A 15,640-nucleotide genomic window follows, 5' to 3' on the forward strand; every position below is an offset into this window, starting at 1 on the left:
TTCTCCTCAGAACCAGCGGCCAATGGCAGCGGCGCGAAACCTTCGATCCGTGGCTGATTGAGCGGTCACGGCGGTGAACACAAAGTTCGCAATCCCTGCACTTCCATAGGTTCTCGCGGAGACACCAAAAGCGCTGCCTGATACGGGCATAGCGATGGAGAAAGGAACACCGAGGAACGATGCAGGATAGGTCCACGATACGTCGACGGACCGATACCCCCCCAAGTACTCGATGTCGATTGGCACAGACGTATCAATCCGCTCGATGGTGCAGATCTGTGTCCCATCCGCAAAGCGCACATAATCACCGTTGGAATTGCTGCCGCGCTCGATGATCGCGCCCGTAGGCACGCTAGCGGCCTGCGACACAGTGCCGACGAGCGTGTCCCGACCGTACAGCATTGACCAGTCTGACCAGCCACCACTCACGCGCGACCGGATATAGGTACGATTGGCCCCATATACCGTAAAATACTGCACACATGCGCCCGGCCCATTATAAATCACCAGCAACGACCCGGCGGACGCTTCTGGGTAATTATTGTCCGTCGTGTTTGCTGAAAGCGGATTATAGTACAGCCCACTGGCCGCTATATCGTCCAGATTTTCTGCGGCGGTCAGGCCAGCAGCGGCCCCACCAAGACCAAAGGCGCCAACCTTCAGCAACCGCCCGACGCTGGTATCTTTCACGCTGGATTGCACCGCAGTACCGGTTACTGGCACATCCACCTGCAAGGCCCCGTCCTGTAAGACCATGCGCGGAGTGCCTGCCGGGGACAGAGCTATTTCCTCCGCGTCTGGATCCGCCCGCAATGCGGTTTGCCAGCTCTGTCCATCAGAACTGATTTTCAACGCAAACGCGTTGTCCCCTGCCAGACCCATTTCCGCATGCCCAGCCCAGCCTGACTGAAACAGAACCGAGGCAGTATCCTCCGCCGATGCCTTATTGATACTAATCCGGTGCCCGGCACCGGCATGGCTGAACAGAGCGCCCTCTGCCCCAAGCGCCAGCCGGTTGCTACTGTCCGCACTGGTACCAATGCCCAGCATCGTCAGGTTTTGCAACATCTCGACAGCGCTTTGCCACATATTATCCCGCCAGACCCGCAACTCCTGTTCCGTCACGCCCCAGGCGCGCCACCCCTCTTGCGGCGTGATGAACAGCCATGCCGCCCCGTCCCAATAGGCCAGCGTCCCGTCCTGTCCGGCCCAGCCCCCGGTCGCGCCAGGACCAATCCCGTACATCTCTCCTGCGAGGGAGGGTTCAGGCGGAATTGTCTCTGAAAACGCCTGCAAAGAAAGCTGCGTCACCGCATCCAGACGCTGCAGCGCCTCATTGTGGGTGACGTGTTTTTGCGCCTGCGATGGCTGCAAATAGGGAAGTTCGACCCTAGGAGAAAGCTGTGACATGATACGTTCCCGAGTTCAGTGGTGCCAGTGGACTGCTGAAGGTGTATCGGGGTGGGATGAAAGAAGACTGTATTGCAGGATTGCTGTGTTTACGATTTCTTCATATTTCCGCAGTGTTAGGAGCCTCCAGGCTTGCGGCCCTGTGCCCCTATGCTATGCGAATTGTCAAAAGGACTATCTTATGGTTGTGTCACAGCTAGCCACAGCCCCTTGATAAAGAAAAAGCAGATATGTTCCGAACATGACCAGCGATCTCAATATGCCCCAGACTGACACCGGGGCACCGGCGACAATCGCCATTCTGCTGGCGACGTATAATGGCGCGGACAATCTGCAAGAGCAGCTGGACAGTTACCTGACACAGACCTGCCGGCCTGACTTACTGCTGGTCAGCGACGATGGCTCCTCTGACCAGACATGGGATATCCTGACCCGCTTCGCCAATGCCCACCCCGATTTACCCGTCACCCTGCTAAAGGGGCCCAAGCGCGGGTCGGCACAGAACTTCCTCAACCTGCTCCGGCAAACCCCTGACTGGATTGATGTGATCGCGTTATCTGATCAAGACGATGTCTGGCTGCCGCACAAACTGAAACGGGGGCTGGCGCGGTTGCAAAAGGCGCCCAATCCCTCCGCTCCACTACTCTATTGCGGGCGCAGCTGGGAATGCGATCAGGATCTCAACAACCATCGCTTGTCCCGCGGGATGTCGCGCCCTGCCTCATTCCGGCACGCCCTGGTGCAGAACGTGGCGGGAGGCAATACCATGATTCTGAATCGCGCGGCGCTGGATCTTGTCTGTGCGGCCAGCCATGAGGCGCGTAAAATCGTGGTCCATGACTGGTGGCTGTATCAAATCATCGCGGGGGCAGGGGGCCAAGTCCTGTTTGATGAGGTCCCCCAGATTCTATACCGCCAGCATGGCAGCAACCTGATCGGGGCCAATCGTGGCTTTGCCGCCAAGAAAAAACGCCTCAAGATGCTGATCTCTGGCCGGTTCCGGCGATGGAATACCTATAATATAAAAGCCCTGACCGCTTCGAGCCACAGGCTAGCGCCGGAAAACCGTCAGTTGTTGGAACAATTCGCGCATGAGCGTAATCGTTCAGCCCCGCACCGGTTGCGCCTCGTCTGGAGCGCCGGTCTGTACCGTCAGGGCCTGCAAGGCAATCTATCCTTGTATCTGGCGGCCCTTTTACGACGTATTTAAGTAGAATTTTCAATATATTGCGCTGAATCTCCCAGAAAAAACCCAAAACCCAAACCCCTCCGGCCCCATGTCGGCAGCAGCTTATGCTTGAGAAAATGAGCTGTAGGGGCTGGTATGGAATCGTGGAATATACGTGCAATCATAAATGCCCAATCAATGGGGCTGTTCGATTGGATTTGGTCACTAGAGAACCCGGAAACGGGACAGGTCCGGGCCTGGGCCGCCAGCAGTGCCACGGGCGAGGTCCACGCTCTGACCCTGGACGAAAACCAGACGCCCCAGACCCAAAGCACCTTGTGGATAGGCACGACCGAAGCCCCTTACCCGTTCGCCGATATGGTCACGCTCCACCATGCCGGTCAGGATTGGACCCTGATGTCGAGCGGCACCACCGGCGCGGTATCTTTAGCCCGTGAAACCGGCTCGGGGCGCTTACAGATGGAATGGAGACTGGAGGATCCGCAAGGCCATCCTTTGACCCTCTCACAGATGGTTGTCATCCCCACCTCCGGTACCCCGCTACTTCTGGCCACTCCCGCATCGGCGGCGGCCAAACTGCGGCTGTACAGGCTGGATGCGGGATTGCAGGTCGCTACCCTGCAAGACGTAGAAAAAGACACGCCCAAGGCCATCCTTGCGGGTGTTTCGGATCTGATCCGTCTGTCCATCGGCACACAGGAATTTGTGGTCAGCAGCTCGTCATCCGAAGACGGGCTCAGCAGTTTTGTCGTGACCGAAACCGATCTGGAGCTGCGCGATACGCTCGGTCCAAAGGACGGGCTCTGGATCAACGGGCTGGAAGACATCACCGCCCTGTCCGTGGGGGGGCAGTGGTTCATTGCCGGAGTGTCGGCCGCCAGCAATACTTTATCTGCCATCAGGTTGAACCCAATGGGGGCGATGTTTGTCACTGATATTGCCCTAGATGATCAAACCACCCGATTCGCTGGGGCCATGGCGCTGGACAGTTTCGAAGCCGCCGGTCGCAGTTTCATCGTCACTGGCGGAACCGATGCCGGGCTGTCCTTGTTCGAATTGTTACCCGGTGGGCAGCTTTATCATCATCAAAGTCTGGCCCAATCGGCGGATTGGGATATCGGGCATATCCTATCACTCACCGCCGTGGTGATTGGCGATGAGCTGCAAGTCCTGATGGCCGGTGCAGACGGATCTGGGGTGGCGCAACTGGTGCTGCCTTTGGGCAATCTGGGCGATCTGGTCCAAGGCTCGGGCCAATCCGACACCCTATCGGGGGCCGGGCAGGATGATCTGCTAATGGGGCTTTGGGGGGATGATCAGATCGCCGGAAACGCCGGAGATGACACGCTGATCGCCGGACCGGGGCAGGATACGCTGACAGGTGGGGCTGGGGCAGATGTGTTCGTCTTTACTGCTGACGGACAGACCGACAGGATCACCGATTTCCAGCCTGGGCTGGACCGGGTCAATCTGGATGACTGGGGAATGGTCTATGACATCTCGGCCCTGACACTGACATCAACCTCATGGGGCGGGCGCATCATTTGGCGGAATGAAAGGATCGATCTCTACCTCGAAAATGGGGCGCGGGTTGATATCGACATGTGGGAGCCAGATGATTTCCTGTTCTGATCCATTCGCACAGCGCGCGCTGGTTTTCGACCCTGTTTCAGCCAAAGGCCCGCCATTTGGCGAGCCTTTATAACTGCATCAATGGCGGTTTAGTCGTCGCCGGGAATGATCCGCACGCCACCTTTGGCCGCCGAAGAGGCCAGCATCGCATAGGCCTTGAGCGCGGTGGACACGGCGCGCGGGCGCGGCGCGGCGGGTTTCCACGGCAGCGGGCCCTTGGCGGTGCGGCGCGCCTCCAGCGTGGCATCATCCACCGCTAGGTTGATGGTCCGGTTAGGAATGTCGATTTCGATCAGATCGCCGGCTTCCACCAGACCGATCAGGCCACCCTCTTCCGCCTCAGGCGACACGTGCCCGATCGACAGACCCGAAGTGCCGCCCGAGAAACGCCCGTCCGTCAAGAGCGCGCATTTCTTGCCCAGACCTTTGGATTTCAGATAACTGGTCGGATAGAGCATTTCCTGCATCCCCGGACCGCCGCGCGGGCCTTCATAGCGAATGATCACGACCTCGCCGGCCTCGACGTTGCCGGTCAGGATGCCGGAGACCGAGTCGTCTTGGGATTCAAACACCTTAGCCTTGCCGGTGAATTTCAGAATACTGTCATCCACTCCTGCGGTTTTCACGATACAGCCGTTTTCGGCGATATTGCCGAACAGAACTGCTAGGCCGCCGTCTTTGGAAAAGGCCCCTTCGACAGACCGGATCACACCGTGGGTGCGGTCGCGGTCCAGTTCCTTGTACCGGTTCTGGGTCGAGAAGGCCTGAGTGGTGCGCACACCACCGGGGGCCGCGCGGTAAAACTCTTCGATCACCGGATCATTGGCAACCGACACGTCCCATTTGGCGATGGCATCAGCCATGGTGGCCGAATGCACGGTGGGGCACTCGCCATGCAGCAACCCTCCACGCAGCATCTCGCCCAGAATGGCCATGATGCCGCCTGCACGGTGTATGTCTTCCATATGCACGTCCTGCTTGGCGGGCGCGACCTTGCACAGCACCGGCACCTTGCGCGACAGCCGGTCAATATCGTCCATGGTGAAATTCACCTTGCCCTCATAGGCGATGGCCAGCAGGTGCAGAACGGTATTGGTGGACCCGCCCATGGCGATATCAAGGCTCATGGCGTTTTCAAAGGCCGCGAAGCTGGCGATATCGCGCGGCAACAGACCCTGTTCTTCGCTTTCATAGTGGCGCTTGGTGATGTCCACGATCTTGCGACCGGCCTCAAGGAACAATTCCTTGCGGTCGGCATGGGTGGCCAGCATTGACCCGTTGCCCGGCAGCGCCAGACCCAGCGCCTCGGCCAGACAGTTCATCGAGTTGGCGGTAAACATACCCGAACACGACCCGCAGGTCGGGCAGGCGGCCCGTTCGATTTCATCCACCTGCGCGTCGGTATAGCTTTCATCAGCGGCGACAACCATCGCATCGACCAGATCCAGCGATTGTTCCAGATCGTCGACGGTGATCTTGCCGGCCTCCATCGGGCCACCAGAAACAAAGATCACTGGGATGTTCAGGCGCATCGCGGCCATCATCATGCCGGGGGTGATTTTATCGCAGTTGGAAATGCACACCATCGCATCGGCGCAATGGGCGTTGACCATGTATTCCACGCTGTCGGCGATCAATTCGCGCGAGGGCAGCGAATAGAGCATCCCGTCATGGCCCATGGCAATGCCATCATCCACGGCAATGGTATTGAATTCCTTGGCGACGCCGCCTGCGGCTTCGATCTCACGCGCGACCATCTGGCCCAGATCCTTCAGGTGGACGTGACCAGGTACAAATTGCGTGAACGAGTTCACCACGGCGATGATCGGCTTGCCGAAATCGCTGTCGGTCATGCCGGTTGCACGCCAGAGCCCACGGGCCCCCGCCATGTTGCGGCCGTGTGTGGATCGCCGGGAACGGTAATGCGGCATGTGTCTCTTCCTTCGAGGCTATCGTCTGGCAGTGCGCTTCAGGGTGCAGAGATAGCGCAGAAGGGCAGGTGTGAACAATCACCGATGCCGAAAAAATGCCAACCCCTTAAAAGAGTGCACCACTAAAACGGTTGCCCCTCTCCGGGACAGGCCGAAAAGAGAAAGGCGCGCATGGGGAAGCATGCGCGCCTTTTTTGTGCCTGACGCCAGGATTACCCCAGCAGATCAAAGGTTTCGCCAGTGGCGGCGACAGTCAAATTGATCTGGTCCAGCTCGGCACCATCAACCAGCGCCCACAGGATCTGACCGCTGTCGCGATAAGTCACAAAGGCCTCGGCCACGCCCTCTTGTCCTGCGGCTGCGGTTTCAGCGAGTTGCACCACAAAATCATCAGCCGCATCGGCAGTGCCGCCAAAGACCAGCGTGTCGGTTGCCTCAAAGTCGGCGATCCAATCGCTGGCATGGCCAGTTGTCCCCGCATGATAGAAGCGGTCCGCACCGGCGCCACCCACCATCTGATCATACCCAAAGCCACCGTTCAGGAAATCATCACCATCATTGCCAAACAGCGTGTCACCCAAGGTTCCGCCCGATATGGTATCATTGCCCGCCTGGCCCGCAATGAAATCACCACCTGCGTCCCCTTGCAGATTATCACTGCCCTCCATACCAAAGATGCGGTCGTTCCCAGCCCCCCCCGATACAGTGTCATCGCCAGCCCCGGCAAAGACCAGATCCGACAGATCCGCATCCGTGGCGCCGCCGATAATCAGATCGTCGCCCGCGCCACCGTTCAGCGTATCGGCTCCGTCCAGTCCGCTCAGCCGGTCATCCATTGCGGTGCCCACCAAACGATCCGCATCTGCCGTGCCGGTCTGGACGGTGATATCGTCCAGACCGTAGATGGCCGTGTTCCCATCACCTTCATAGGCGATCAGGATCTGCGCGGTGCCAGTGGTGCTTTCGTCAGCAGAAATAAAGGCGATGGTTTCAGGGCTGACGTTCCCTTCGGCTTCGCTGTCGATATAGTTGACATAGGCTGGCGCTGCCGGGTCGGTGATATCAAACACCATGACACCGCTGTCGCGTTCAAGCCCGACAAACAACATCATACGGCCCTCAACCTCACCCACGGTGATGGCTTCGGGTTCGATCCCCTTATTATCCGAACGCTTGTCGAATTCGCCTTCGTCCTGATTGAACAGGTCGGGGTGGATTTCTGCGATCAGCTGCGACAGCAAAGCACCGCTTTCGAACACGATCTCGCCGTCTGCGCTGTAGATGGTAAAGCTGCGACCGCCATAGGCATAGAGGGCATCGTAATCACCATCCCCGTCAGCATCGCCCAGATCGCTGCGCACGTTCAGGCGGCCGAAGTTTTCGTTCTCCTGCAGAATGTCGGCATTCGGGAAAGCGGTTGGGTCCAGATTCAGATCCTTGATGCGCGATTCTGTGTCATCACGTGCATCACCTTCGTTGGCGGTGGCAAAATACAGCACACCACCAGATTCAAAGGCCGTGATCGAGTCGGGCTGACGCATGCCATACAGGTTTTCATAGGTCTGCAGATTGATCGCCCCATCCCGGTCAGACGCATCAATCGCGTTCTCGGCCAGGCTGTGATCCACCAGGCCAAGCCCCCGCAGTTCGGTAATGGTGTTGGTGGTCAGGTCGATCACCGCATAGGCGTTGGCCTCTTGCAGGGTGACCCATGCAGTGGTGCCATCGGGGCTGACGGCGATATATTCAGGCTCTAGATCGGCGCTGACGCTGACGCCCGGTTCCAAAAGAATACCCTGCGCCAGCAGATCGGCTTCTTGGCCGTTGAAGGCATCAAAGCCCAAAGTGGTGACCGTTGCAGCGGCCGGAGTATCCAGCCCACTGATCACCGATACCGACCCAGCAGGGTTGCCATCATCAGTAGGCTCCCCTTCGTTGGCCACCAGAATACGGCTGCCATCGGGGGTAAAGGTCACCATGTCGGGCAGGTTGCCCACCTCGAGGGTGGCCAGCAATGCCCCCTCGACATCGAACAGCGCCACAACACCATTCATGGCCGAGCCATCCGCGGCCTCGCGGGCGACAGCCGCAGCAACCAGACCACCCGAAACAGCAACCGACTGTACGCCGTCGTAGTTCGCGATCCCGCTCAGATCGAACGTATTCACGCGCTCTTGCGTGGTCAGGTCGAATACGTCAATCCAATCCTGCGCACCGTTGGTGACATAGGCCATCCCAGCATCGGTGCTGACCACTTCGGACCCACCGGTGAACAATTCGGTTTCGCCACTTTGCAATTCGCCCAGACGGGTGATTGCGATGGTTTCATCCGGCTGATCCAGCGTGATGTTGTCTACGCCGCCATTGCGGGCCAGCTGTATAATGCGGGTATCATTTGCCACATCCAGTTCCGGGGTCGCATAAGCATCGTCTTCATCGCCGTAATGATCGGTGAAATAGTCGGCAAAGGCCTGCTGTTCGCCCAACAGGTTTTCGGCATCCCCATCAGCGGTCACGCCCCCGTCATCGGTCACGTACTGGATATCGATGGCCAGCTCCTGGAACGGATAGCCATCGCCGTTGTTATCGGCCAGGAAGTTCAGCGTCACCATGCGGATCTGCGCCGGAGCGGCGTCGGTCAGTTCACCGTTTTCAACGATGATGATGTCTTCACCGGTTTCCGGATCAATCAGCGCGACGGTCTGGATGCGCCCCCCTTCAACCGCGACCTGCGGCATACCGGTTTCTGCGTCGATCAGGTAATTTCCATCCCCGTCGGTGGCCAGCTCCTGTGCTGTCTGGCTTTCGTCGAACGAGAAACGCATCCCACCAATCTGTGGGAACCGACCGGGGGTGTTGCCTGCATCGGTGTCGGTATCAGCCACGCCATGCTCCAGCAGCATCAGCAGGCCTTCGGATGAAACCGTCACCAGTGCCAGACTGTTGTTAAACCGCAGCGTGTTTTCCACATCCAACTGCGACAGGATCCCGTCGCCTTCGTTCAGCCCGTCGTTGTCCGACCCGCCGATCTCGGCGCGAATACCTCCGCCATTGCGCAGCGATACGGTGACCGTTTCATCGGCCTCCTGTGCCGCCTCCAGCGCGGCGTCTGCTGCCAGATTACCCAGGTTGCTTTCTTCGGTCCGCACCGTGGCGCGACGCCCATCCAGATAAACCTCGTGATAGCCATAGGTCACGGCATCACGAGCTTCGACAATCTCGGTCACGGCGTCGGTCAGGTCAGACACAATATCAGCGGCAGACGACAAACCAAGCGCGGCGTTGACGGTGGGGGTGACATCCGTCAGGTCAGCCGCAGCTGGCAACTGTGCCCGCAACAGCCCCGCAGGGGCGGCTTCGGTGTGGATGTTGACGTAAACATTGCCCGCATCCAGTTCAGCCAGTTCTTCGCCGGTCAGCAGGAAACGACCTTCGTACTGGCCCGAACCGTCGCCATTGTCGGTGACGGTCAGCGCCCGCATAACCGGGCCATTCGCCCCGGCAGCGCCCGTGTGCAGATGAACCGCATCAACCGGGTTGCCTTCGGCATCCAGCCCATCGGCACTGACATCGCGCAAGGTGCCCACGTTTTCAAACGTGCCTTCAACCACCAGAATATTGCCCTCAACGAACATACTGACCTGGCCCGTGGCGGCGGTGTCGGTCCCGGCGGGGGCTTCAGCAGCTTCGGTGGTGTCGATCCCAATCGCACCGGTTACCGATCCGACGGTTGCGATCAACACGTCATCGCGCGCGGCATAGGCGCCCGAAACGGCAGCGTCGATGCTGTCGGGCAGGATCACGCCGTTATCGTCGAACTCCACGACCAGACGTCCGACATAGCTGTACTCGCCATCCGTCGACACGATCACCGTGGGGTTCCCATCGGCACCCGTGGCCATGACCGGATAGCTCCGCGCGGCCTCATCGCCGTTCAGCAAGGTGTCGGTTTCATCGGCCTGCAGCGTGTTCGACCCACCCGCAATGATGATGTCCACACCTTCCAGCAAGGTTGCCAGCTCTTCTTCCAGCGAAATCTGCTGCAGGTGGGTGGTCAGGATGATCTTGTCCACGCCCATGTCGATCAACGTATTGATTTCAGGCTGCAACACCGCGGCAAGCGCGGCCATATCATTGATCCCGCCCGTGGTTTCCTGTGCTCCGCCAGTCGAAGAAATCGTTTCGATCAACTGCGTGGTGGCCCCCACGATCCCGATCTGTTCGCCATTTTCAACGACGATGGTCGAGGGCGCGATATCAGCCGTGGTAAGTCCAGCCGCCAGATCGGTTGCGCTTTCGTTGAACACATCCGCTGTCAGAACATCCGAAGTGAACGCCCACCCCAGCGCACCGTCCGCGCTGAAATCAATGTTAGAGGTCAGGTAGGGAAAGGTTGCGCCGATCCATTCGATCACGCCATCGCCGCCTTCGGACCCGATGATTTCCGCAAAGGCCGACGTGCCAGGGTCGAATTCGTGGTTGCCCACAGCCGAGGCATCAAACCCGATCACGTTCATAATCGACACGTCCACACGCCCCGCGCCACGCCCTGCATCAATGGTGATGCCTGCAGCTTCCAAGTCAAAACCCAGCAATTCTTCGAAATAACGCTCCAGCGCGGCACTTAGTGTCCCACCCATCGAAAAATCCGCCGCCGTGGAAAAAAACGGACCGGGGATATAGTTGTCACCGGCCGAAACGGTGATCGTGTTGGCATAGGTGTCATCCAACGCATCTTCGATCGCGGTAAAGGTGGCGGCCCGCCCCAAGGCTTCGACTCCGCCTTCCAGATCGTTCGCATGCAGCAATTGCAATGTATAGGTCATCAGAGTGTTCCTCAAAAAAACAAAATCCCGCACAGCGCTAGCAATTGGACATGACGGTTTTTTTAAAACTCGTCTTAAAAATGCAGAATTTTGATAATCACGATTAACCCGCCCGGAACATCCCGCGCCCATCCTGTGCGACAGAAAGGATGGGATCATGCCAGTCACAGGGAATGGTGTCGCACAAACCGGGTTGGGCGGCGCAGAAGGATATGGGGAAACCGCTATTCCACGCAGTGATGACGGATCTCTGGAACTGGATCTGTCGGGTGTTTTCGAGGGTGGGCTGAACTATTTTGGCGTATTTTACGACGCCAGCTCGGTGTTCGTGAACACTAATGGCACCCTGTCTTTTGTATCCCCTCTTCCGACTTATCCCACGGCGGACAATGTCCAGATCACACAGGATGTGATTGCCCCGTTTTGGGGGGATGTGGATACGCGTCTGGATGGTGAAGGTGCCGAAAGTGGGGGGATCTGGGTTGATATCGACACCGGCACCGATACGGTCACCATCACTTGGGACGATGTCGGCGTTTACCGACGGAATGCGACGGTCAGCAACACGTTTCAATTGCAACTGATCGATCAGGGCGGGGGCGATTTCGACATCGTGTTTCGGTATGAACACATCGGATGGACCATCGGCAGCGGGCTTTTGGACACCGGGGCGCAGGCAGGGCTGGCCTCGGCCCGATTGCCAGAACCCGAATGGATTGAAACACCGCCGGACAGCCTAGCCACGACCACCGGCAACACGGGCGCCATTGGATTATGGGGCTATGAAATGCGCGGCGGCACTTTGGGCGAACTGGCTCTCGCCACTGGCCTGATCCTGCACGGCAGCGCCCAAAGTGAGCAACTGGTAGGAACAGAACAGGACGATATCCTGAGCGGGCTGGAAGGCGCCGATACCCTGCTGGGCGGCGGCGGCGCGGACAGGCTGGATGGGGGGGCGGGCGATGACATCCTGTCTGGTGGCGATGGTAATGACACGCTGATCGGCGGCGATGGCAATGACTGGATACTGGCGGGCGACACGCAGGCCGACCTGCGCGATATCGTTTATGGCGGCAATGGGGATGACACGATCGACGGCAGTTACGGCAATGACGAGTTGCGCGGCGATGTCGGCAACGATGTAATCGCCGGCAGCTATGGTGTGGATACGGTGATCGGCGGCGACGGGGATGATCAGCTCACCGGCCAGGCCTGGTCAGACGAAATTTTTGGCGGCAACGGCAATGATTTCATCAACGGCGGCTTTGGCTATGACCGGGTAAATGGCGGGGCGGGGGCGGATCGGTTCTTCCATTTGGGGGTTACGGATCATGGGTCAGACTGGATACAGGACTATTCCGCCGCAGATGGGGATGTGCTGCACTTCGGGGCGGCCGCCACGGTCGATCAGTTTCAGGCCAATTTTTCTGAAACCACCGATGCCGGACAGCTCGGCGTGCAAGAGGCATTCATAATCTACATCCCGACCCAACAAATTATCTGGGCGCTGGTGGATGGCGGCGGCCAGAATGAAATAAACCTTCGTCTCGCCGGGGTAGATTACGATCTCTTGGCGTGGTAAAATGAAAGGGTTCAATTGCTTTTAAAATAACAAACCACAGCCTGATATTATAAGGCTGTTGTCTAATTTAGGGGATTTTCCATGCCCGATATTACTGTCGCTTTTGATTTCCTGACCGACCCTGCTCCCTATCTTCCCCAAGTCGATTTCAGCAATCTGGGGACACAAACCGCCCGGATAGATCTCTCCTCAGGGGGCACAGCGGTTTTATACTCCTTGGATAGTGGCGATCGGTTCCAGACCGCCCTTTATCTGCAACTCTACCCGACCGACGGTGACACGCCCGATCCAATCCTGATTTCAGCCAGCGACCCCACCCTCAGCCGCGTCCTGCATTTCGATCTGGCGCTTGGCGCGCTGGAGGATGGCAGCCTGGTAATGACATGGCGGCGCTATACCACGGATAACATCAATGACGTGGAAACCCAGGACGTACGGGTGCTGGATGCCGCCCGGGATTTGCTGGATGTGGTCCGCACTCCGCTGCTCGCAGATGAAAGCTTTGCCGATCCGCAAATCCTGCCCAGCGACACCGGCGCCTTTGCCCGGCTCTGGGTCGATATCTTTGAACCGCAACATGTCTATCTGCAGCATCACGCGGCGGATGGTACCGCGCTGGCCGCTCCGATCCTGCTTTTGACCGTCACAAGCGACAATCGCTTTGGCACCCATATCGAGGATATCGTGCAACTGGCCGACGGAGCCTTTGCCGTTTCCTGGACAGACACCACCCTGTCGGCCGATGTTCCGCCCTATTCACAGGTACAAGCCGATAATGTGCTGGTGCAAATCGTCGAAGCCGACGGCACCCCCCGCAGTGGCCCGATCATGGTGGGCCCGGAGAACAGCAGCAACAACGGGCGCAGCGACATCGCGCCGACCTCGGATGGCGGGTTCGTCATCCTGTGGCAAAGCGGCTTTCACTTCAACACCGAGACCACACAGGCACAACGTTATGATGCCACTGGCGCCCCGGTCGGCGATGCGTACACCCTGCCAATCGGCCGCTACCTGCACGAAGCCATCGCCCTGTCCGACGAGCGGTTTCTGGTGGCACATCTTGTCGATGATGAACTGGTACTGCAACAATTCGCCGAGGATGGCACCGCCCTGACCAGCCCCGAGGTGGTCTGGCATGACATGGGGTTGTCCCGCTTCGAAAGCCTCCTGACCCTGACGGCGGACGGGCGTTTGGTCGTCACCTATCTGGAGGAAACCCGCGAAATCGACCTCACCGCCTTTACCCTTCTGGGCGACGGCGATGATGCCCAAACCCTGACCGAAGCCGGGCACCTGAATGGACAGGGCGGCAATGACAGCCTGACCGGATCTGGAGACGATGACGCGCTGATCGGCGGCACGGGGACAGATATCCTGTCCGGCGGCGAGGGCAATGATCGGCTGGATGGTGGCGACGGGGCGGACGCATTGGATGGTGGAACGGGCGATGACCGCCTGATCGGGTTTGACGGCGATGACCTGCTGCGCGGGGATGCGGGAAATGACACGCTGATCGGCGGGTTCGGGCGCGACGCCCTGAACGGCGGCGATGGCGACGACCTGCTGATGGGGGATGACAGTTTCCTGTTCACCGCCAGCCTGCGTGCCGCCTATCAACCCATCGGGGCGGACCTGTCCGATACGATCATTGGTGGTCAGGGAAATGACACGATCAGCGGCGGCATGGGCAATGATCTGGCCTATGGTGGCACGGGTAATGACAGTTTGGATGGTGGCCTCGGCGCAGATACGCTGATTGGTCAGGAGGGCAATGATGCACTGACCGGCGGGGCCTGGGGGGATGTGCTGTTTGGCGGCGCTGGGGGTGATTTCCTCAATGGTGGCTCGGGCTATGACCGGCTGAATGGCGGCGCCGGAGCGGACGCGTTCTTTCACGCATCGCTGCCCGATCACGGCAGCGACTGGATACAGGATTTTTCCTCGGTCGAGGGGGATCACCTGACCACCAACCGGGACGGCGCACAGGCAAGCTGGTTTCAGGTCAATCTCGCAAACACCCCCGGCGCGGGCGACGCCACCATTGACGAGGCTTTCGTGATCTTCCGTCCCACCGGGCAGATTCTGTGGGCCCTCGTGGACGGTGCCGCACAGGACGCCATCAACATCCGCCTTGCCGGAATAGACTACGACCTGCTGGCCTAACCCCAGACCCAAACCAAAAGATGCCCCTCTTTTCATTCAAGGAAGACTTCAATGAGCATAATTACCGGCACCGAGGGCGACGAAACTCTGTAAGGAACCAGTGAAAACGACACCATCAATGGCATGGGGGGCATGCAGGCGCATGATCTGCTGACCGCAGGTATCGAAAGCGAAATGTTCGGGAACAACGGTGATGACACCTTTCGCCTGTCCGAAAACCCGCAACCTGAATGGTTTCACATTGCAGGCGGTGACGGGCAGGATATTTTGGACAATGGCGCGCTCTATGACCTGTCTTGGGGTGACATTGGTTCAATCGAGGTTCTGCGCGGCGGTGGGCAGCTCACTGTCGCGCAACTGAGCCAGTTCAACCACCTTTCAGGACATCGTCCGCCTGCAACAGGCCACCGACGGAGAAGTAGACCTGCGCGGCCGGATCGAAAGCTTGGCTAGTCGCCCTTGGGGGGCAGCCCTTGCTGTAATATCTGGGGTCGATCGGGGATGACCGGATCAACCTGTCTGACCAAACCGCTGCGGTTGAAATCAATGCCGGGCAGGGCCTGATCCGCGCCGGGAACGGCCCTGACCTGTTGATTGCGGGCACATCTGACACGGATGTTTCGGACACCATCATCGGCAATAATGGATGGGACACGATCTCTGGCGGACAGGGAAACGACCGCCTGCACGGTGTTCAAAACCGCCCCTTGTCGCGCAGAAATCTGCCCCGAGACGGCGCCGCAAAAACATAATCAGCCTTTTCTGTATACATTTTTTCGCTGACGGTGGTTTTCCATACTGTAATCTGTTGCCCGGAAGGCTAATGGTTACAGAATGGTGGTTTGCGTGGGTGCAGCGACGGGTGGCGGCCTTTGCTGGGGGTGTTCAGGGTCCGATGTCGTGTCGG

General features: G+C 58.8%; 9 protein-coding genes. 6 read left to right on the forward strand and 3 right to left on the reverse strand.

Features of this window, described 5'->3' with window-relative positions:
- Window positions 1-6: 6 nt before the first annotated feature.
- A complete protein-coding gene (locus tag BSF79_RS18540) occupies window positions 7-1,410 on the reverse strand; it encodes a DUF2793 domain-containing protein (RefSeq protein WP_090271325.1) in 1,404 nt (467 codons plus the stop codon).
- Window positions 1,411-1,651: 241 nt separating this feature from the next.
- Here BSF79_RS18540 and BSF79_RS18545 point away from each other — a divergent pair, with 241 nt between their 5' ends.
- Both BSF79_RS18545 and BSF79_RS18550 read left to right on the forward strand, forming a co-directional pair.
- Complete coding sequence (locus tag BSF79_RS18545; protein WP_245776453.1) at window positions 1,652-2,620, forward strand: glycosyltransferase family 2 protein; 969 nt, start codon at window positions 1,652-1,654, stop codon at window positions 2,618-2,620.
- A gap of 156 nt (window positions 2,621-2,776) precedes the next feature.
- A complete protein-coding gene (locus BSF79_RS18550) occupies window positions 2,777-4,231 on the forward strand; it encodes a calcium-binding protein (protein WP_090271326.1) in 1,455 nt (484 codons plus the stop codon).
- 89 nt (window positions 4,232-4,320) lie between these two features.
- Here BSF79_RS18550 and ilvD read toward each other — a convergent pair whose 3' ends face one another.
- Window positions 4,321-6,162, reverse strand: a complete 1,842-nt coding sequence (gene ilvD, locus BSF79_RS18555; RefSeq protein ID WP_090271327.1) for a dihydroxy-acid dehydratase — start codon at window positions 6,160-6,162, stop codon at window positions 4,321-4,323.
- Between the two features lie 212 nt (window positions 6,163-6,374).
- Window positions 6,375-10,988: a choice-of-anchor I family protein gene (locus tag BSF79_RS18560; protein WP_245776454.1), complete on the reverse strand. Its 4,614-nt coding sequence runs from the start codon at window positions 10,986-10,988 to the stop codon at window positions 6,375-6,377.
- 157 nt (window positions 10,989-11,145) lie between these two features.
- On the opposite strand from BSF79_RS18560, the gene BSF79_RS18565 reads away from it, so the two are divergent.
- From BSF79_RS18565 to BSF79_RS20335, 4 genes are all read left to right on the forward strand, one after another.
- The gene (locus tag BSF79_RS18565; RefSeq protein WP_090271328.1) at window positions 11,146-12,570 is read left to right on the forward strand and encodes a calcium-binding protein; all 1,425 of its coding nucleotides are present in this window, start codon (window positions 11,146-11,148) and stop codon (window positions 12,568-12,570) included.
- 81 nt (window positions 12,571-12,651) lie between these two features.
- Entirely contained in the window at window positions 12,652-14,733 is a 2,082-nt protein-coding gene (locus tag BSF79_RS18570; RefSeq protein ID WP_090271329.1) for a calcium-binding protein, read from the forward strand.
- A gap of 123 nt (window positions 14,734-14,856) precedes the next feature.
- Window positions 14,857-15,186, forward strand: a complete 330-nt coding sequence (locus BSF79_RS18575) for a hypothetical protein (RefSeq protein ID WP_090271330.1) — start codon at window positions 14,857-14,859, stop codon at window positions 15,184-15,186.
- Between the two features lie 179 nt (window positions 15,187-15,365).
- On the forward strand, window positions 15,366-15,485 hold the full coding sequence (locus tag BSF79_RS20335; protein WP_425443247.1) for a hypothetical protein: 120 nt from the start codon (window positions 15,366-15,368) through the stop codon (window positions 15,483-15,485).
- The last annotated feature ends 155 nt before the right edge of the window (window positions 15,486-15,640 follow it).

Source organism: Thalassovita taeanensis (assembly GCF_900110775.1).
Classification (GTDB): domain Bacteria; phylum Pseudomonadota; class Alphaproteobacteria; order Rhodobacterales; family Rhodobacteraceae; genus Litorimicrobium; species Litorimicrobium taeanense.